The sequence below is a fragment of the Pseudolysinimonas sp. genome, from assembly GCF_039912695.1.
Lineage (GTDB): Bacteria > Actinomycetota > Actinomycetes > Actinomycetales > Microbacteriaceae > Pseudolysinimonas_A.
Genome location: NZ_JBDSPJ010000024.1, coordinates 184,728 through 203,728, shown reverse-complemented (window position 1 = coordinate 203,728; position 19,001 = coordinate 184,728). Strand labels below are relative to the sequence as shown.

At 67.4% G+C, this 19,001-nt stretch carries 20 protein-coding genes; 7 read left to right on the top strand and 13 right to left on the bottom strand.

The features are described 5' to 3' along the window. Positions 1-108 precede the first annotated feature (108 nt). From coaD to ABIR17_RS12545, 3 genes are read right to left on the bottom strand one after another with little or no spacing between them, the layout of a single operon-like run. Positions 109-597, bottom strand: coding sequence for a pantetheine-phosphate adenylyltransferase (gene coaD / locus ABIR17_RS12555; protein WP_348004735.1), 489 nt, complete (start codon positions 595-597; stop codon positions 109-111). 57 nt (positions 598-654) lie between these two features. Next, positions 655-2,814 (bottom strand): ATP-dependent DNA helicase RecG, encoded by a 2,160-nt coding sequence (locus ABIR17_RS12550; protein ID WP_348004808.1) that lies wholly within the window; start codon positions 2,812-2,814, stop codon positions 655-657. 13 nt (positions 2,815-2,827) lie between these two features. Then, a complete protein-coding gene (locus ABIR17_RS12545; RefSeq protein WP_348004734.1) occupies positions 2,828-3,862 on the bottom strand; it encodes a magnesium and cobalt transport protein CorA in 1,035 nt (344 codons plus the stop codon). A gap of 66 nt (positions 3,863-3,928) precedes the next feature. On the opposite strand from ABIR17_RS12545, the gene rsmD reads away from it, so the two are divergent. Beyond that, complete coding sequence (gene rsmD / locus ABIR17_RS12540) at positions 3,929-4,504, top strand: 16S rRNA (guanine(966)-N(2))-methyltransferase RsmD (RefSeq protein WP_348004733.1); 576 nt, start codon at positions 3,929-3,931, stop codon at positions 4,502-4,504. On the opposite strand, the gene thiL is transcribed toward rsmD, so the two are convergent. Then, positions 4,477-5,439, bottom strand: coding sequence for a thiamine-phosphate kinase (gene thiL / locus ABIR17_RS12535; RefSeq protein ID WP_348004732.1), 963 nt, complete (start codon positions 5,437-5,439; stop codon positions 4,477-4,479). The genes rsmD and thiL overlap by 28 nt on opposite strands. A 45-nt stretch (positions 5,440-5,484) precedes the next feature. On the opposite strand from thiL, the gene ABIR17_RS12530 reads away from it, so the two are divergent. Beyond that, positions 5,485-6,036, top strand: coding sequence for a DUF3515 family protein (locus ABIR17_RS12530; protein WP_348004731.1), 552 nt, complete (start codon positions 5,485-5,487; stop codon positions 6,034-6,036). A 9-nt stretch (positions 6,037-6,045) separates the two neighbouring features. On the opposite strand, the gene ABIR17_RS12525 is transcribed toward ABIR17_RS12530, so the two are convergent. Both ABIR17_RS12525 and ABIR17_RS12520 read right to left on the bottom strand, forming a co-directional pair. Continuing rightward, positions 6,046-7,167 carry a D-alanine--D-alanine ligase family protein gene (locus ABIR17_RS12525; protein ID WP_348004730.1) on the bottom strand — a complete coding sequence of 374 codons (1,122 nt, stop codon included), beginning with the start codon at positions 7,165-7,167 and terminating at the stop codon, positions 6,046-6,048. After that, complete coding sequence (locus ABIR17_RS12520) at positions 7,160-8,209, bottom strand: NAD(P)H-dependent glycerol-3-phosphate dehydrogenase (RefSeq protein WP_348004729.1); 1,050 nt, start codon at positions 8,207-8,209, stop codon at positions 7,160-7,162. The genes ABIR17_RS12525 and ABIR17_RS12520 overlap by 8 nt, the downstream gene beginning before the upstream one ends. 51 nt (positions 8,210-8,260) lie before the next feature. Between ABIR17_RS12520 and ABIR17_RS12515 the strand changes: the two genes are divergently transcribed. After that, the gene (locus tag ABIR17_RS12515) at positions 8,261-9,088 is read left to right on the top strand and encodes an EI24 domain-containing protein (RefSeq protein WP_348004728.1); all 828 of its coding nucleotides are present in this window, start codon (positions 8,261-8,263) and stop codon (positions 9,086-9,088) included. Here ABIR17_RS12515 and ABIR17_RS12510 read toward each other — a convergent pair. The 5 genes from ABIR17_RS12510 to ABIR17_RS12490 form a co-directional block, all read right to left on the bottom strand. Next, positions 9,064-9,702, bottom strand: a complete 639-nt coding sequence (locus ABIR17_RS12510) for a lysophospholipid acyltransferase family protein (protein WP_348004727.1) — start codon at positions 9,700-9,702, stop codon at positions 9,064-9,066. The two genes, ABIR17_RS12515 and ABIR17_RS12510, sit on opposite strands and share 25 nt — an antisense overlap. Positions 9,703-9,815: 113 nt before the next feature. After that, complete coding sequence (gene murA / locus ABIR17_RS12505; RefSeq protein ID WP_348004807.1) at positions 9,816-11,177, bottom strand: UDP-N-acetylglucosamine 1-carboxyvinyltransferase; 1,362 nt, start codon at positions 11,175-11,177, stop codon at positions 9,816-9,818. A 94-nt stretch (positions 11,178-11,271) separates the two neighbouring features. After that, a complete protein-coding gene (leuD, locus tag ABIR17_RS12500) occupies positions 11,272-11,868 on the bottom strand; it encodes a 3-isopropylmalate dehydratase small subunit (protein ID WP_348004726.1) in 597 nt (198 codons plus the stop codon). Beyond that, positions 11,868-13,409: a 3-isopropylmalate dehydratase large subunit gene (gene leuC / locus ABIR17_RS12495; RefSeq protein ID WP_348004725.1), complete on the bottom strand. Its 1,542-nt coding sequence runs from the start codon at positions 13,407-13,409 to the stop codon at positions 11,868-11,870. Before leuC ends, leuD begins: the two co-directional genes overlap by 1 nt. Positions 13,410-13,574: 165 nt before the next feature. Then, positions 13,575-13,931 carry an FHA domain-containing protein gene (locus tag ABIR17_RS12490; protein ID WP_348004724.1) on the bottom strand — a complete coding sequence of 119 codons (357 nt, stop codon included), beginning with the start codon at positions 13,929-13,931 and terminating at the stop codon, positions 13,575-13,577. A gap of 152 nt (positions 13,932-14,083) precedes the next feature. On the opposite strand from ABIR17_RS12490, the gene ABIR17_RS12485 reads away from it, so the two are divergent. After that, complete coding sequence (locus ABIR17_RS12485; RefSeq protein ID WP_348004723.1) at positions 14,084-14,428, top strand: hypothetical protein; 345 nt, start codon at positions 14,084-14,086, stop codon at positions 14,426-14,428. Positions 14,429-14,526: 98 nt separating this feature from the next. Here the strand turns inward: ABIR17_RS12485 and ABIR17_RS12480 are convergent, their stop codons facing one another. Then, entirely contained in the window at positions 14,527-15,225 is a 699-nt protein-coding gene (locus tag ABIR17_RS12480) for a hypothetical protein (protein WP_348004722.1), read from the bottom strand. Positions 15,226-15,404: 179 nt separating this feature from the next. On the opposite strand from ABIR17_RS12480, the gene ABIR17_RS12475 reads away from it, so the two are divergent. The 3 genes from ABIR17_RS12475 to ABIR17_RS12465 are packed head-to-tail and all read left to right on the top strand — an operon-like array spanning position 15,405 to position 18,291. Further along, positions 15,405-16,052, top strand: coding sequence for a LuxR C-terminal-related transcriptional regulator (locus ABIR17_RS12475; RefSeq protein ID WP_348004721.1), 648 nt, complete (start codon positions 15,405-15,407; stop codon positions 16,050-16,052). Then, the gene (locus ABIR17_RS12470) at positions 16,049-17,233 is read left to right on the top strand and encodes an ATP-binding protein (protein ID WP_348004720.1); all 1,185 of its coding nucleotides are present in this window, start codon (positions 16,049-16,051) and stop codon (positions 17,231-17,233) included. The genes ABIR17_RS12475 and ABIR17_RS12470 overlap by 4 nt, the downstream gene beginning before the upstream one ends. Then, positions 17,230-18,291: a hypothetical protein gene (locus ABIR17_RS12465; RefSeq protein WP_348004719.1), complete on the top strand. Its 1,062-nt coding sequence runs from the start codon at positions 17,230-17,232 to the stop codon at positions 18,289-18,291. The genes ABIR17_RS12470 and ABIR17_RS12465 overlap by 4 nt, the downstream gene beginning before the upstream one ends. Here ABIR17_RS12465 and ABIR17_RS12460 read toward each other — a convergent pair. Continuing rightward, a complete protein-coding gene (locus ABIR17_RS12460; RefSeq protein ID WP_348004718.1) occupies positions 18,242-18,976 on the bottom strand; it encodes a hypothetical protein in 735 nt (244 codons plus the stop codon). The two genes, ABIR17_RS12465 and ABIR17_RS12460, sit on opposite strands and share 50 nt — an antisense overlap. Between the last annotated feature and the right edge of the window lie 25 nt (positions 18,977-19,001).

Here is a 19,001-nt window from a genome sequence, read left to right as displayed (position 1 = left end):
ACCGGAGCGAGTCACCCCGAACTCGTGTTCCGACTTTAGGCCTGGTAACCCCGAAAGTCGTCCCCACAAACGAGGGGCGACTGTGCGCGAAGGCCCAAGCGACCACGGCTAGCCGCGCGACTTCTGGAGGAAGTCAGCTACAACCCGCGGAACGTAGGGTGCGACATCGCCACCCAAAGAGGCCACCTGCCGCACCAGCGAACTCGACACGTGCGCGTGAGCGGGGTCGGGCAACAGGAAGATCGTCTCGACCCTCGCCAGATTGCGGTTCACGATCGCCATCGGAGTTTCGTAAGCGACGTCGATCTGAGACCGGATGCCCTTCACCAGCACGCTCGCGCCGACGTCGGTGCAGTAGTCGACCAGCAGCCCGACCGACCAGGACGTGACGACGATGTTGGCGGGAAGACCGGCCTCGATGACCGCTTCTTGGATGAGCGACACCCGCTGCGCGATCGGCAACAGAGCGGTCTTCGCGGGGTTGTGCACCACCAGAACATGCAGTTCATCGAAGAGCCCGGCCGCACGCTCGATCACGTCGAGGTGCCCAAGAGTCACCGGATCGAACGACCCCGGGACGACAGCGATCCGGCTCACGAGCTCACCCTAGCGAACCGACGTGAACGGTAACCGGCGACCGCGCCCCTCGACGCCTCAACTCTTGCCGAGGAAGGCGCGCTCCGTCTCGTCGAGTCGTCGCTCGAGCGCATCTTTGAGCGCCGGGTGATCCTTCAGCGTCGGATCGGCATCCAGGATGCTTTCCGCCACCGCTCGCGCTTCCTCGATGACTTTCGCATCCCGCGTGACCCTCAGGAGTTTCAGCGACGAGCGTCCGCCCGACTGGGAGTCGCCCAGCACATCGCCTTCGCGGCGCAGTTCGAGGTCAGCTTGTGCGAGTTCGAAGCCGTCGAGGGTGGCGGCCACGACATCCACCCGTTCGCGTGCGAGCGAGAGGGGCTCGGCGTGCGTCACGAACAGGCACAGCCCCGGCACGGTTCCTCGCCCGACCCGACCACGCAACTGGTGCAACTGGGCGATGCCGAACCGGTCGGCGTCGAGCACGACCATCGTCGACGCGTTCGGCACGTCGACCCCGACCTCGATCACGGTGGTGGCAACCAACACGTCGATCTCACCGGCGGCGAACGCCCGCATCGTCGAGTCCTTCTCGTCAGACGACATCCGCCCGTGTAGCGCCTCGATGCGCTTTCCCGTGAGCCGCGGGTGGCTCTGAAGTTCAGCCAGCGTCGCGATCACGGCGGCCGGCGGCGGCAGCCCTTCGTCGCCACCATCCGGGGTCGTGGTGTCGTCTTCGACAGTCTTCGCGTCGATCGCCGGGCAGACGACGAAACCTTGGTGGCCCTTCTCCAGCTCTTCGGCCAGACGTTCCCAGACGCGACCGATCCAGCCGGGATGCTCGGCGAGCGCCACGACGTGCGACTCGATCGGCGGCCGACCCTTGGGCAACTCGGCGATGGTCGAGACGTCGAGGTCGCCGAAGACCGTCATGGCGACAGTGCGCGGGATGGGCGTGGCCGTCAGCACGAGCACGTGCGGCGGGGCGCCCTCCCGGCCTTTCAAGCGCAGCGCCTCACGTTGCTCGACACCGAAGCGGTGCTGCTCGTCGACAACGACCAGACCGAGTTCGGCGAACTGCACCTGATCCCCGAGCAACGCGTGGGTGCCGACGACGATGGATGCCCCACCCGACGCGCTCGCGAGCAGAGCGCGCCGCCGGTCGGCGATCGGCAGTTGTCCGGTGATCAGGGTCGGCCGCAGCCGAGCCGCCAGGTCAGGGCCGAGGGTCGCGACGATCGACCGCAGATGCTGCCCGGCGAGCACCTCGGTCGGCGCCAGAAACGCCGACTGCCCGCCCGAGTCGGCTACGGCGAGCATCGCCCGCAGAGCGACCAGGGTCTTGCCCGACCCGACCTCACCCTGCACGAGACGGTTCATCGGAATTCCCGACGCCAGATCTGCCGCGATCGACTCCCCGACGGTGACCTGGTCAGAAGTCAGAACGAACGGGAGTCGAGTCTCGAACTCGGCGAACGCCTTTCCGGGCAACCGGGCGGCGGCTGACTCTGAGCGGCGCTCCGCACGTTGCTTCAACAGGCTGGTCTGCAGCACGAGTGCCTCGTGAAACTTCAGGGTCTGCTGAGCCGCGTGCCAATCCGCTTCGGTCGCAGGCACATGGATGAGTTGCAGCGCCTCCCGAAAACCGAGCAGTTTGCGCTCCTCCCGCACTCTCGGCGGCACCGGGTCGTCGAGCGGCGGCAAGGTGTCGAGCACTCCGGAGATGACATCCCGAATCTTCTGCCCGTCGAGAGCCGAGGTCGCGGCGTAGATCGGCATCGGGCGCTGTGCCCACGCGCGGGCGGCGTCGGAGTCGGCTTCGAGTTCGTCGGGGAACGGCTCGTACACCGGATGCGCGAGCTGCCGTACGCCGTTGTAGGCGCCGACCTTGCCGGCGAAGATGGCTCGCATCCCGGGCTTCAGGGCGTATGCGGCACGCGGGCTGAAGAAGGTCAGTTGCAGCGTGCCGGTGCCGTCAGTGATGACGACCTCGATGAGCTTGCCCTTGCGCTGACGCATCTCGCGCGTCGAGATGCTGCGCACCTCCGCCACAACGACAACCGAGTCGCCGATCCTGAGTTCATCCAGGGGGGTCAGTTCTCCCCGCACCGCATACCGGCGCGGGTAGTGAGACAGCAGATCGCCGACGGTTTCGAACCCGAACGCCTTCTGAAACTGGGGCGCGACCCGGGCACCGAGCGCCGTCAGCAGGCGGGTGTCGAGCGGACCGGTCACGATCCGAGGGTAGCTACTACAGCCAACCCTTGCGCTTGAAGACGATGTAGAGCACGAGACTCGACGCCGCCATCAGGCCGAGCGCGCCGAAGTACCCCCACTGAAAATGAAGCTCCGGGATGTTGTCGAAGTTCATCCCGTAGATCGACCCGATCAGCGACGGGGCGAACAGGATGGCGGCCCAGCCCGAAATGCGACGCGTCTGGTCGGCCTGACTGTTGCTGGCCTCCGACAGCCGCTGCGCCTCGTCGTTCTGGCGTTGCCCGACGAGCGAGGTGTTCACAGCGAGGATGTCGCGCAGCAGCACTCGGAATTCCTCGATCTTTTCCGTCGCCTGGGTGATGTGATCAGCGATGTCGCGCAGCACCGGCTCAAGGTGGTCGTCGACATGTCCGTCGGCGAAACCCTTCGCGAACTGCTCCAGAATCGCGCCGAGCGGAACCACAGCGCGCTGAAACTCGATCACTTCGCGATTGAGTTCGTAGATGCGCCTCGACACGCGCGGGTCGCCGTCAAAGACCTGGGTTTCGATCTCATCGATGTCGTTCGAGAGACCCTCGATGACCGGTTTGTAGCCGTCGACCACGGCATCCAGGATCGCGTAGAGAACCGCCTCCGTACCGCCGTGGAGGGAGTCGGGAGTCGACTCCATGTTTCGCCGCACGAGCGACAGGTCGGGGCCTTCGCTGTGCCGCACCGTGATCACGAAGTTGGCACCGGCGAATACGTGCAGTTCTCCGAAGTCGACCCGCTCGTCGTCGTCGTCGTAACTCGCGGCGCGCAGCACCATGAACATGGTGTCGCCGTACCGCTCGAGTTTGGGGCGCTGGTGGGCGACCACGGCATCCTCGATCGCCAACTCGTGCAGACCGAACTCTTGCGCGAGCTCGGCAAGGAGTGAACTCTCGGGACGGTAGAGCCCGATCCACGCCAGCGCGCCGGGCTTCTTCGCGAGAACCGCGAAGGTTTCCGCCAGCGTCGCCGGGGTCGCGAACCGCTCGCCGTCGACGTAGACGGCGTTGTTGACCACCCCGGGTTCGCGCGTCGCCACGCCTGAATGGTAGGCCGGGGAACGTGCGCTTCCGGGGAGGACGTGGCGGGGTTCTATGGTGATCTGATGACCAGGATCATCGCGGGGTTCGCTGGATCCCTCCGGCTCGCGGTGCCCTCGACCGGTACGCGACCGACGAGTGACCGGGTGCGCGAGGCGATCTTCTCGGCGCTGGATGCCCGCGGCATCCTTCCTGGGTCGCGGGTGCTCGACCTGTACTGCGGATCCGGCGCGGTCGGACTCGAAGCCGCCTCGCGCGGTGCGGCCCAGGTCACGCTCGTTGACAACGCGAAAGCCGCCCACCGGGTCACGAGTGCCAACGCCGCCCTCGTGCGCAAGGCCGCGCCCGCGGGGGCGGTGCCCGAGATCACCGTGTCCTCGGCGCCTGTGCAGACCTTTCTCGACGGCGCTGGGGCGCGATGGGATGTCGTCTTCGTCGACCCGCCGTACGAGCTGGGTGCAGCGGAACTGGTGCACAACCTCACCGCGCTCCTGCGGTGCCTGAGCGACGACGCCGTGGTCGTGGTCGAGAGATCAGCACGGGATGCCGCCCCGGCCTGGCCGGATGGACTCGCCCTCGAGCGTCGCAAAGACTACGGCGACACTGCTGTCTACTACCTGTCGCCGTCCCAGTCGGAGTAAGGGTCCCAGCCGCCGCGCTCGTCATAGGGCTGCCCGTCGACCGTGACCCCCCGGCCTGCCTCGACCCGCCCGATCGCCCGAAACCCGCTCGGCAACGCCGCATCCGCGGGGAACGTCGCCAGCAGCGCGTGCGCCTCGCCGCCGGTCAGGGAGGCGGCCGACCCCACCGCGGCTGAGTCGAGATCGAGTTGCACGCCGGAAGCATCCGCGATGCGACGGGCGTCGATCGCGAGACCGTCGCTCACGTCGAGCATCGCGGTGGCTCCCGCGAGGGCAGCGGCTCGCCCGTCGGCCAAGGGTGGAGTGGGGGCGAGTTGAGCGTCGACCTCGTCGGGAAACTCACCCCTCAGCGCGGCAGCAAGTTCGGCATCCGGGATGCCGTCCACCACGCCCCGCTCGAACAGCAGCGCAAGGCCCCGAGCCGCCAGATCGAGTGGCCCCGAAACCGCCAGCACGTCGCCCGGTCGCGCACCCGAACGCAAGACCGGGGCACGGCCCTGCAAGTCACCGAACGCCGTCACCGCAATCGTGAACACCGAGGATGACGACAGGTCGCCCCCGACGACACCGCACCCGGGTGCCATCGCCTCGCACGCACCCCGCAGTCCGTCGGCTAGGCCTTCGAGCACAGAGATGTCGGTTTCCGGGGGCGCGGCAATGGCGACGACGAGAGCGGTGGGCACGGCCCCCATCGCCGCGACGTCGGCGAGGTTCGTGGCTGCGGCCTTCCAGCCGAGGTCGTGCGGCGTCGACCAGGCCATCCGAAAATCCGGCCCCTCGATCATCGTGTCTGTCGTGACGACGAACCGACCATCGGGAGCACGCAGGACCGCGGCGTCATCCCCGGGGCCGACCAGCGTCGTCGCGGCGGCCGGGAGTCGGGGAAAGATCCGACTCAGCACGGCGGCTTCGCCGAGCTCGCCGAGGGTCGCCATGCACACAGCTAACCAGTGGCTGCGCGCCGATACCCTGAAGGCGCCATGACTGCGCGACGCCCCCTCCTCATCCTGGCGACCCTGACCCTGCTTGCGGTGCTCGCGGGCTGCACGCCAATCCTCACCCTGGAACCAGCCGCCGACGCGAACAACCCCGGATGCGCCGACGCGATCGTGCACATGCCGAAGACGGTGGATGTCTACGCGTTGCGGCAGACGAATGCTCAGGCCACCGCAGCCTGGGGTGACCCGGCGATCGCCCTGCTGTTCTGTGGGGTGCCGGTGCCCGCGGCATCCGACCTGCCGTGCGTCGAAGTCAACGGCATCCAGTGGCTGCGCGAAGAAGTGCCACGCGACGATGGCACCACCGACCTTGCATTCACCAGCTACGGCCGCGACCCTGCCGCGCGGGTCGTCGTTGACACCTCGACGATCGGACCGGGCATCGTGCTCGACGAGGTCGCCCTCGCCGTCGCGAACCTGCCGACCAACGGGAAGGTATGCACCTCGTTGGAAGACACCGTTTCCGGTTCGGATGTCAACGGGATTGTCGGAGGCGACAGCACCCCGACCCCCACACCGACACCCACGCCGTAGAGGCTGCGGTTACCGGGCGGTGCTGAGGCCGAGTGTGATCAACTCGTCGATCAGCTCGGGATAGGTCACTCCCGACGCTTGCCAGCAGGCCGGGAACATGGAGATCGGCGTGAACCCGGGCATCGTGTTGATCTCGTTCAGCACGAAGCCCTCGCCGGTGAAGAAGAAGTCGACGCGGGCCAGCCCCGCTCCACCGATCGCCTCGAACGCGTGCGCGGCGATGCGCTGCATCTCGGCCAGTTCGCTCTCGCCAAGGTCCGCCGGACAGACCAGTTCCACTCCTGAGGCACCGTGGTATTTCGCATCGAAGTCGTAGAACTCTCGGGTGGTGAGCACGATCTCGCCGGCCACACTCACGCGCGGGGGCTCGGCATCCCGACCCTGAAGAACGGCGCACTCAACCTCGCGTCCGACGATCGCTTGTTCGACGAGCACCGTGTGGTCTTCCGCAAAGGCGAAGTCGAGCGCGGCATCCAGATCGTCCCAGGACTTCACCTTCGTCACTCCGACGCTCGAGCCGGCGCGGGCCGGTTTCACGAACACCGGCAGCCCGAGTGCCTCCATCCGGCGGCGCCAGATCGGGGCCGCGCGTCCGACATCCTGAGCGAGCCGTGCCCGCGTCACCGTGACCCACGGGGCAACCGCGATGCCCGCGCCGGCGAGCACCGTCTTGGTGAAGTGCTTGTCCATGCCGAGGGCGGAGGCGAGCACACCGTTGCCGACGTAGGGCAGGCCGACGAGTTCGAAGAGACCCTGGATGCTGCCGTCTTCCCCAAACGGTCCGTGCAAGATGGGGAAGGCGACATCCACCTCACCCAATGACTGGTAGCTGCCGTCGGCGAGCCGCACCGTGAACTCGCGGGTCGCGGCCGACTCGGGCAGAAAGACGCGGGTGCCGTTGTCGTGAACTGTCGGCAACTCGGCGGCGAGGGTCAGCCCGGTGGCGTCATCCGGCTGAAGCGTCAGGACCCCGTCGGGAGTAATACCGATCGGGATGACCTCGTACCGCTCGCGATCGATCGCACCAAGAACTCCCCCGGCGGTCGCACACGAGATGCCGTGCTCGCTCGAACGGCCGCCGAAGAACAGCGCCACGCGGATCTTGCCGGTCGTGGTCGGGGAATCACTCACCCTGCGGCTCCTTCGTGTCGGTCGTGAGGTGTGGGGCGAGATCTTTCGGGGCGAGGGTACCCGCGAGAACTTCGGCGACCTGGCTGCAGATCGGCATCTCGACGCCGACAGCGGCCGCGAGTTCCAGCACGGGCGCGACCGACGCGATCCCCTCGGCGGTCTGGTTCATCTGTGCGATGACCTCGGCGTAGTCGTACCCCTGCCCGAGCAGTCGCCCGGCCGTGTTGTTGCGCGACAGCGGCGACTCGCAGGTCGCGATGAGGTCGCCCAGGCCAGCCAGCCCGCTCATGGTTTCGGTCAGGCCGCCGTAAGCGACGGCAAAGTCGGTCATCTCGACCAACCCGCGCGTGATGATCGACGCCTTGGTGTTCTCGCCGTAGCCCACCCCGTCGACGATGCCGATCGCGACCGCGATCAGGTTCTTCAGCACCCCGCCGAATTCGGTGCCCACGACATCCGTGTTCACGAACGAACGGAAGTAGCGGTTGGTCGACACGACCGCGACATCGGATGCCGTGGCCAAGCTGCGCGACGACACGACCGCCGCGGTGGGTTGTTCCTTCGCGATCTCGAGCGCGAGGTTCGGACCCGACACGACAGCGATACGTCCGGAGTCGATCTCGAGCTCCTGCTCGATCACCTCACTCATGCGCATCCGGGTGTCGCGTTCGACGCCCTTCATCAGGGAGACGATCGGGATGTCGGCCGGCACCAGGTCGCGGATCAGGCGCAGATTCTCCCGCAACGACTGCGACGGAACGGAGATGTAGAGCTGCTCGACCCCGTCGAGCACGTCGGCAAGTTCCGACGACGACGAGATCTGGCGCGGGAGGTTGATACCCGGGAGGTACGCCGTGTTGCGGTGCGACTCGACGATCTCGCGGGCGATCTCAGGTCGCCTCGCCCAGATCGAAACCTGCGCGCCACCGTCGGCGAGCACTTTGGCAAACGTCGTGCCCCACGATCCGGCGCCCAGGACCGCAACCCGGGCGCCGTGGCGCGGGGGCCCGGCTGCGGGGTCGAGCGGGGCGTCGGTCGGCACTCGCCCATTCTCCTGCATCCCCTGAGGACGGCATCCACATAGCCTTGCTCCGTGTCTTCACGCTCACCGTCGGCAAGTCCCGTGCCCGCGCCGTCGGGACGACCGCCACGTGCCGGGGCCGAGTTCGCGCTCGGGTTCGCCACCCTCGCCCGGGGTTTCGCGCTGTGGCGTCGCGCGCCGCGTGTGATGTGGCTCGGCCTGATCCCGGCCGCCCTGGTGTTCGCGGTGCTGCTCGCGCTGCTGGTGTTTCTCGCGGCAAACCTGATGGCGGTCGCCGCGTTCCTCACCCCGTTTGCCGACGGATGGAGCGAGAGCCCGCGCACCCTGTTCCGCATCCTGCTGGGCCTCGCGATGATCATCGGGCTGGTGCTCCTGTTTGCGTTCACCTTCACCGGGCTGACGCTGTTCGTCGGCGACTGGTTCTACGAGAAAATCTGGCGGGCGGTCGAACAGGAGTACGGCGAGTTCGTCCCCTCGCACGAGCCCGGCTTCTGGCGCTCAAACTTGGATGCCGTCAGCCTGAGCGTGCGCGCAATCCTCACCGGCATCCTGCTCGCGGTGATCGGACTCATCCCGGTGGTGGGCACGATCGCGTCGGTGGTGCTGGGCCTTTTCCTGTCGGGACGACTGGTCGCGATCGAGCTCACCACCCGACCCCTCGAGGCCCGCGGTCTCACCCGGGTTCAGCGCCGCGACCTGTTGCGCACGCGCAGCCCGCGGGTACTCGGCTTCGGCGTCGCCGTGCACCTCTGCTTCCTGGTACCGCTCGGCGCGATCGTCGTCATGCCCGCGGCCGTCGCCGGAGCGACAATTCTGGCCAAGCACGCGATGGGCGAGCGTGAGATCCGCCCGATTCAGAGTCGGCCGAACTCCGACTGACCGTGTGCGGCCGGGTTCCATCGATGCGGCGGGGGTTTCTCACCGCGTAGCTCTCCTACTAGCGCCGCGATGGCATCCATCAGGGCGAGGGTCGCCTGCTTGTAGGCCTCGTTGTCGGTGCGACCGGCCCACGGCGAGAGATCGATCGGGTCGCCAACCAGCATCTCGACCTTCTTCCGCGGGACCAGACTCAAACCGCCGCTGTAGGTCGGCAAAATCTTCTGCACCCCCCAGTGCGCCACCGGAATGAGCGGGATGCCGTGCGTCATCGCCAGCCGCACGGCGCCCTGCTTGCCGCGCATCGGCCATCCGTCGGGATCCCGCGTGAAGGTGCCCTCCGGGTAGACCACCACCGCGAGGTCATTCCCGATGAGCCCACTTGCGGCCGCGAGCGGGTCGGCTCCGCCTCCGGCACGTTCGACCGGAATCTGCCCGGTGAAGCGCAGGAGCCATCCGAAAACCGGAACTCGGAACAGGCTCGCCTTTGCGAGGAACCGCGGTACTCGGCCGGCCCGCCAGACCAGATACGCGGTTGTCAGCGGGTCAAAATTCGAGATGTGGTTGGGCGCCAGAACGAACGCGCCAGTCTTCGGGATGTTGTCGAGCCCGCGCATCCGGTAGCGGCCGGGAAACTCGCAGATGGCCGTCGCAATCGCGGCGAGGATGTACCACCGGGCGAGCTTCTCGGGCTTACGCCGAGGCGTCGACCCGATCGACTGCGCCAGGCTCAGACCTCGATCAGGTCGAAGTCCGCCCCGAGTGCCTCGAGCTTTTCGACGAAGTGCTCGTACCCGCGGCTGATGAGACCGAGGTTCGTCACCGTCGAGGTGCCCTCGGCGGTGAGCGCCGCGATGAGATAACTGAAACCGCCGCGCAGGTCGGGCACGCGAACATCCGCACCCTTCAGTTTCGTCGGCCCGGTGATGACCGCCGCCTGCTCCAGTTTGCGATGCGGAACCCGACGGGTAACCGACTCGAGGCCGTCCTGGTGCACGACGATGTCGGCGCCCATCTCGACCAACGCGTCGGTGAAGCCGAACCGGTTCTCGTATACGGTCTCGTGCACGACCGAGACGCCTTCGGCCTGGGTGAGAGCCACAATGAGCGGCTGCTGCCAGTCGGTCATGAAGCCGGGGTGCACATCCGTCTCGACCTGCACCGGATGCAGCGCGCCGCCCGGATGCCAGAACCTGATGCCATCCTCTTCGACCTCGAATGCACCACCGGCCTTGCGAAAGACGTTGAGGAAGGTCATCAGTTCCTGCTGCCGCGCGCCGCCCACAAAAATGTCGCCGCCGGTCGCGAGCGCCGCCGAAGCCCAGGAGGCAGCTTCGTTGCGGTCGAACATCGCACGATGCGTGTACCCGGTGAGCTGGTCGACACCTTCGATGAAGATCGTGCGGTTCGGCTCGATCCAGATGATGGCGCCCATCTTCTGCAGGATCGCGATGAGGTCCATGATCTCAGGCTCGATCGCGGCGTTCTTCAGCTCGGTGACACCCTTGGCGCGCACGGCGGCGAGCAGCACCTGTTCGGTCGCGCCCACGCTCGGGAACGGCAGAGTGATGTCGGCTCCGTGCAGACCGTCGGGCGCGGTGATGCGGATGCCCTCGTACGACTTGTCGACGACTGCTCCCATCGCGCGCAGGGCATCGAGGTGGAAGTCAATCGGCCGGTCGCCGATGCGACAGCCGCCGAGGTCGGGGATGAGGGCTTCACCGAGCGCGTGGAGCAGGGGTCCGCAGAACAGAATCGGGATGCGGCTCGACCCGGCGAGAGCGTCGATCTCCGCGAAGTGGGCGCGTTCCACGTTCGACGGGTCGAGCACGAGCACTCCGTCTTCGGGGCTGGTGACGGCGACGCCGTAGGCCTCAAGCATCTTCGTGACGATCGCGATCTCGCTGATCTGCGGCACATCCTGCAGGACGCTCGGGGTGCGGCCGAGCAGGGCTGCGACCATCGCCTTGGTTGCGAGATTCTTCGCGCCGCGCACGTTGACGCGACCCGTCAGCGGCTTGCCCCCGCGGATGACGATGCCGTCTGCCTTCAGGCCGACATGTTCGCCCGCCGTCGCGGCATCCTTCGCCAGGCCGTCCTCGACACGATTCAACTCGTCGTCGTCGCTCAACGCGATCGCTTCCACCACTGATACACCTACTGCCTTACTGCCCTCGGGAGGGGAACTACCGAACGGGAAGAGTTTTCGGCCGCCACTTCTCGCGAGTGGCCTCAAACTCGGTGATCCGCGCTTCGTTGCGCAGGGTGAGCCCGATGTCGTCGAGCCCCTCCAGCAATCTCCAGCGAGTGTAATCGTCGATCGCGAAACCGACCTGGAGATCACCGATTGCAACCGTGCGGGCGACGAGGTCGACCGTCGCCGCGACACCAGGTTGAGCCGCGATCACCGCCCAGAATTTCTCGATCTCGGGTTCCGTCACCGTGGCCACGAGCAGCCCCTGCTTGCCGGCGTTGCCGCGAAAAATGTCGCCGAATCGGGGCGCGATGATCGCTTTGAACCCGAAGTCGCGCAGCGCCCAGACCGCGTGCTCTCGGCTCGATCCGGTGCCGAAGTCGGGGCCGGCGAACAGCACGGTCGCTCCGGCCGAGGACGGCTGGTTGAGCACGAACTCGGGATCTTTGCGCCACTCGTGGAAGAGCGCATCCTCGTAGCCAGTCTTCGTGATCCGTTTGAGGAACACCGCCGGGATGATCTGGTCGGTGTCGACGGCGCTGCGCGGCAGCGCGACCGCGGCGCCTTCGATCAGCTCGATCTTGTCCATTACGCGCTCACCCCCGCGATCCGTCCCGCTTGGCTGGAGCCGTGCGCGGTTGGACCCCCGTCGATCTGGGTCCGGCCGCCCCTGGATGGAGCCAAGTCGGCGCTCAGGTCGGACGGGGCACTCAGGTCGGACGGAGCGCTCAGGTCGGACGGGGCGCTCAGCGTCCCACGGATCGCGGTCGCCGCGGCGACCACCGGCGACACCAGGTGCGTGCGACCACCTTTGCCCTGCCGACCCTCGAAGTTGCGATTGCTCGTGCTCGCGCACCGTTCGCCCGGCGCCAACTGGTCGGGATTCATGCCGAGGCACATCGAGCAACCAGCGAACCGCCACTCGCCGCCGAACTCTTCGACGATCTTGTCGATGCCTTCGGCTTCCGCCTCGAGTCGCACCCGTGCCGAACCGGGCACGACCATCACACGCACGTGGTCGGCCTTCTTGTGACCCTTGATGATCGCCGCGAAGGTGCGCAGGTCATCCAGTCGGCTGTTGGTGCATGAGCCCATGAAGACGGCATCCACGCGGATGTCTTTGAGCGGGGTGCCGGCCTCGAGATCCATGTACTCGAGAGCGCGCTCGGCGGCGGCGCGCTCGTTCGGGTCGCTGAACGACGCCGGATCCGGGATGCTCTCGTTGAGCGAGACGCCCTGCCCGGGGTTGGTGCCCCAGGTCACGAACGGTTCGAGTTCATTCGCGTCGAGATACACCTCGGCGTCGAAAACCGCGTCGTCGTCGGTCGCGAGGGTCTGCCAGTAGGCGACGGCCGCATCCCAGTCGGCGCCTTCGGGAGCGTGCGCGCGACCCTTGAGGTAGTCGTAGGTCGTCTGGTCGGGGGCGACCATGCCGGCCCGGGCGCCCGCCTCGATCGACATGTTGCAAATCGTCATGCGGCCATCCATGCTCAGATTGCGGATCGCCGATCCGCGGTACTCGAGCACATAGCCCTGACCGCCGTTGGTGCCGATCTTGGCGATGACGGCCAGGATGATGTCCTTCGCCGTCACCCCCGGACGCAGCGTGCCCTCAACCGTGATCGCCATCGTCTTGAACGGCTGCAACGGCAGGGTCTGCGTCGCCAGGACGTGTTCGACCTCGCTCGTACCGATCCCGATCGCCATCGCGCCAAACGCGCCGTGCGTGCTGGTGTGGCTGTCACCGCAGACCACCGTGATTCCCGGCTGCGTCAACCCGAGCTGCGGACCGACGACATGCACGATGCCCTGCTCGATGTCTCCAAGCGAATGCAACCGGATGCCGAACTCGGCACAGTTGGCGCGCAGGGCTTCGATCTGGGTGCGGCTCGTGAGGTCGACGATCGGCTTGTCGATCTCGAGGGTCGGCGTGTTGTGGTCTTCGGTCGCGATCGTGAGATCGGGGCGGCGCACTGGCCGACCGGCGAGCCGCAGCCCGTCGAACGCTTGCGGGCTCGTGACCTCGTGAACGAGGTGCAGGTCGATATAGATCAGGTCGGGCTCACCGTTGTCGCCCTTGGCGACCAGATGTTTTTCCCAGACCTTTTCGGCGAGGGTCTTGCTGCTCATGCGTGGATGTCCTTAGTCGTCGAAAAGTTTGGCCCAGAAGGGAACTCCGCGACGAGGGAGGCCGGTGGCTTAGGCCTCGTCGCGGCGCATAAGAAGTCGCCGATCCTGGGTCTGCATGAGCATTTCCCGAGGGTAGCACCGCCAGGGCCGAGGGGGGTGGGCCGGCTAGACCCGTTCGACCGTCAGCACGTAGGGGCCGAACTCGACCTGCGAGCCACTCGCGACCGAGATGCGAGCGTCGCCGGAAACGACGGTCTCCTCGTGGCTCGGCGCAACCACAACGACGCCGTTGGTCGACGCGAGATCACGGATCCAGAGGCCGTCGGAGTCGGCCTCGAACACAGCGTGGGACTTCGAGATCTGCCCGGTGGGGTCGACCAGTTTGAGCGTCTTGTCGGCGCCCTTGAAGGCTGTCTTCGCGGGTTGACGGCCAACCACGACAGTGCCGGCGAGCGCCTCGCGATCCCCCGATGGCGTGACGAGAACCCAGGCTGCTCGCGGCACGCGCGGCGGCGCGACCACGGTGCGATCGTCATCGTCATCATCGACCGGTGTGAGGTCAACGTTGGGAACGGGCGGCAACCCGATGGATGCGCCAGCCGGCTCCGAGGCATCGCTCGCGTTCGCCGCCGGCGCTCCGGCAGGCGGGGCGAACAGCGAGCCATCCGGAGCGGGTGCGGTTTCGCGCGACGCAGGTGGCGCCGGAGGCGCTGGCGGCGCAGGAGGTGCTGGCGGGGCAGGAGGCGCTGGCGGGGCAGGAGGAGGCGGAGTCAGCGGCGGCGCTGGCGGGGGCGCCGGTGGTGCCGGGGGCGCGGGTGGCGCCGGGGCAGGAGGGGGTGGTGGAGGTGGAGGGGGTGGTGGTGGCAGGGGCGGTGCTGTTGTCGGAGCGGGGGGCACCGGCGGGGCGGGTGGAGGAGGCGGGGGTGGGGGTGGCGGCGTCACCGCTGCCGAACTCGGCACCGACGTCGAGGCGCCGACAGCGGCGCCGCATGTGCCGCAAAAGGCTGCGCCAGCTCTGAGCGGCTGGCCACAGCTCTCACAGAACGACATGCACGAACTCTAAGACACCGGCCGAACGCCGCCGGCTGGCACCAGGGGGAGTTCTCCCCATGCTCGACTACGCGCCAGCGACGACGGGATCGGGCAGCAGCAACAGGTCTTCGGCGCGCACGAGGCGGGCGGCAAGCGCGTACTCGATCAACCGGACTCGGCGCCGGGTGGCGAGGTTGCCACGGCCCCCGCGCAGCCCTGCGACGCCCGCACGGTCGAGTCGGTCGCAGACGTTGTCGAGTTTGCGGTTGAAGGCCGTCAGGCTCCAGCCGAGGCGGGTAGCGGCTTCAGCCGAAGTGGGGAAGTCCCCGCCGCCGCTTGAGGGTCGGCGCAGAGACTGTTCGCACAGCACGATGAGCAACAGCCGCTGGTTGTGGGTCAGCCTGGGCAGTTCGACGCGCTCGGGTCGCAGTTCGGCAGATGTCGCTGACGCCAGGTAGGGAAGCTCTCCGTGGAGGGCGAACTCGTAGGTGGTTCGGCCAGCCGTAAACACGACGTGGGTCGGCCCGAAGACCAGGGGCGCTCGTGAGCCCGGCAGGAGTTCGGTCGACACTCGGCCGCTGGGGTCGCTGATCTGCACGATCCGAGACGCTGCGGTACTGGCGATCCACCACATCCCGTGCTCCTCGAAGATCTCGAGCAGGCATCCGTCGAGTTCGGGATTGTCGTCGATCACGAGGTCGGCATCTCGGCCGATGGTGAGGATCTCTCCGGCGCGAAGGTCATGCCACTCCCCGCAATATTCGATGCGAAGTGCGGGTGGCAAGCGGGTCCCCTTCCGGTGCCCATCTTGTCCACGGGCAGCTCGCAGCCCAAGCCGTTGCTTTCCGTGGCACCCGTTTGGGGGTCATAGCACTGCGGCGGGGAGGCCGTACCACTACCCTTTAGCACGCAAGCCCCTCCCCCGAACCGCCACCGCGGCCTCATGCTGATTCAGGGAGAAGCATGGATCCCCAACTCGTCGCACTCGTTGATGACCACGAGGTGATCGCGCTCGCCGTGCGCGAGGCCATCACGGGCGTCACTGATCTGCGCTTCGACGGTGTCTCCCCCACCGTTGACCACCTTCTCGAGCACCACCCCGACGCCGGGATGATCGTGCTCGACCTCCGCCTCGCCGATGGGTCCTCTCCTATCGGCAATGTCGAACGACTGGTCGAGCACGGGGCCGCGGTCATCGCGTACACCTCGGGCGAGAGTCCCTATCTGATGCGGCTGGTTGCGACGACCGACATCCTCGGGATCGTGCGCAAGTCGGATCCACTCGGTGTTCTGGTCGACACCCTGCGACGAGCAGCGGACGGCAGCGCCGTCATGTCGACCGAGTGGGCGGCGGCGATCGACTCCGACCCGGGGCTTGACGATGCGGCACTGAGCGTTCAGGAGCAGCAGGTGCTGCGGCTGTTCGCGACCGGGCTGAAGTCACAGTCTGTTGCGGCCGCAATGGGGATCGCGGTGCCGACGGTCGACGACTACGTGCGCCGCATCCGCAGTAAGTACGCCCGCATCGGACGCTCGGCATCCACCAAGATCGATCTCTACAAGCGCGCGATCGAAGACGGCTTCTTGCCGCTCCCCGATTCCGGATCATGAGCCTGGTGGGGGCGGCTCCGCATCGCGACGCCGGGCGCGGGCAAGCCCTCGACCGCGTCACCCGCACGATGGCCCTTGCCCTTGGCGTCGGTGCGGCGATCTACGGCCTCCTCGCCCTTCCGGGTTTCCTGGGTCAGTACGGCCAGTTTGCGCCGGTCTGGTCCTGGGGGGTCGCGCTGACACTGTTTGGGTGCCTGATCGTCGGCGCGATTCTGTCCGGAATCCTCTCGCCGCGCGTGCTGCGGAGGGCGGCCGCGACGGCCGCAATCGGCCACCTGGCGGGCCTGATCTTTCTCGTGCCGGCCATTTCTGCGGGCACCCTCGCATCGGATGCCGGAACGCCCTGGCTGCTGGGAGTCTCGACCATCGGCACGTCGGCCGCCGCCGTCGCGTGGCGGCCCGCGATTGTGTGGCCGTACGTCGTCGCGTGCGCGGTGCTGCTCGGAGTTGATCGCTTGTTCGCCACCCGCGATCTGGTGCCGATCATCGCGTTCCAGGACGCCCTGTTCTCCATCATGTTCGACACCGTCTTCGCCGCCCTGGCGATCGCGACCGCAAGTGCCGGACGGCGCCTCGACCGAATCGCCGACGCCGCCATCACCGAGACGAGAACCAGTGCGTCAGCCCAAGCACGCGCCCGCGAGCGCACCCGCGTCGAGGCGCTGTTGCATGACGGCGTTCTCGTCGCTCTCCTCGCCTCTGCACGGGGTTCGGCGCGGGCAGCCGACGAGGCACGCAACGCTCGCAACGAGTTGGATGCTGTGGTCGCGCAGTCCGATCACGCGACGCGCGCCAGCACCGACTGGGTGTGGGCACTTCAGGCGCTCACCACCGAGCTGGCTCCTCAGGCCCGGTTCAGCCATGACGAGGATCCAGCGGTCACCATCCCGGCGGATGCCGCGCAGGCGATCGTCGAGGCGACGGCCGAAGCGCTCCGCAACAGCATCCAACATGCCGGGCCGGCTGAACGGGCCGTGCACGCCCACGTCGCGCGGGGAGTCGTCGAAGTAACCGTGCTCGACGACGGCGTCGGGTTCGTGACCTCTCAGGTGCGCGACGGCCGACTCGGGGTGGCCATCAGCATTCTCGATCGGATGCACGCCGTTCCCGGCGGCCGGGCCGCCGTGGTTTCGCGTCCGGGGGTCGGCACCCGGGTCTCGATCGGCTGGCGGGCGGCATGAGCACCGCGTCACGCCCACCCAAGCTGGCACCCGATATCGGACGCTTGCTCGGCCTGAGCGGACCCGGCGCGTGGGCCGTTGCCGCCCTGTACATCGTGACGATGGTCGTCATGGCCGCGACCTCGGATGGGCCCGCGATGCAAACCGTCGAAGGCTGGGTGGCGCTCGCCCTCGTCGTCGCAGCCGCGATCATCCTCGTGTCGCCGCTGCCCTACCCGCTCCCTCTGCCGCTGACCCTCGCGGTGCTGGGGGTCGTCGTGTTCTCGACCGAGGCGATCATCTGGCACACCTGGCCGACGGGGTGGCCGGGGTACGCGGTGTGGAACTTCGGCGCCGACACCTTCCTGCTGTTCATGGTCGCGTTGCGCGGTCGACTCTGGTGGGGCGCCGCGGGGATGGTGCTGATGTCGGCCCTCGCCATCCACTGGACCCTCACCACTTCGGGTGATTGGTGGCACGGATTCGACCTCACCTACCGCCAACTCGCGACCTACGCGGCCGGCGCCTTCTTCGCGTCATGGTTGGGCCGCACGGCGAAGCGGATCGCAGAATTCCAAGAGACCGAGCGTCGCCTGGTGGCCGCCGAGCAGACTCAGGAAGCAACCGCGGATGAACGCCGAACGCAGTTGGATCGCATCCGTCGCCTCGCGGGTCCCGCGCTGGAGGAGATTGCCCGAGGTTCAACGACAGCCGCGCAACGGCGACAACACGGACTGCTAGAGGCAGAACTTCGCGACCAAATTCGCGGCCGCTCGCTTGCCCTTCCGGTACTGACCACAGCCGCGCGCGCGGCACGAACCCGCGGACTTGAGGTGACGATGCTCGACGACCTTCGGGGCGAAGTGGCGAGCGGCACGACCGACGACTCCACACTGATCGCCGACGCAGCAGCCTGGGCTGCTTCACGCCTGGGCACGATCGTTGAGGGAAGCGCGACAATCCGACTCGCCCGCATCGACGGCCGCCCGGTGGTCACCGTGGCGACGGCGGATGGCGGGGTCGCCCAGTTCACTCCGGCTGCAAGTCCGAACGCACCGGCACACGCTGCAAGAGGATGAGGTCGTCGCGCGTCACCAACCGCGTCGCAACGGCGTGCTCGACCAGCCGCATCCGCCGATCGGTCGCGAGCTGACCCTTCTCTCCGCGCAGCCCCGACGCCCCTGCGCGTTCCAACTTTTGACAGAGATAGTCGAGGCGACGGGTGAACGCGGCAAGGGTCCAGCCGAGCCGAGCGGACGCTTCAGCCGAACTCGGGATGCCGCCCCGCCCGCCATCGATCAGGCGCAGGATGTTCTCGCTCAACGCCACCAGCAGCAGCCGCTGCGGCGGGCTCAGCGACACCACGCCGATCGTGGTTTCGCCGTCATGCAGGTCCGAGTCGTCGGCATCCAACTCGTCGGCCCTGAGCGCGGGCCGGTCGGATCGGATCCGGAGGTCGTAGATCGTTGAGCCGGCACCGAAGACGACGTGCATCGCGTCGAAGCCGAGCGGCAGTCGACCTCCGGGTGCGAGGACCGCTTGCACGGTGCCCGAGAAATCAGAAACTGTCGCCGCAATTCGCGCACCGACGTTCTCAAGCCACCAGAGGTCGCCGACCTGCCGCAGCACCAGGAAACGACGATGCAGATACGGGTTGTCGTCCACGATGAGGTCGCCGGTGCGACCGATCGCAAAGACCGTGTCGGGCGACACAACGTAGTGCTCGCCAGCGAACTCGACATGCAACGTCGTCGAATCGCCCATCTGATGCCTCCCCGATTCCCTGCGG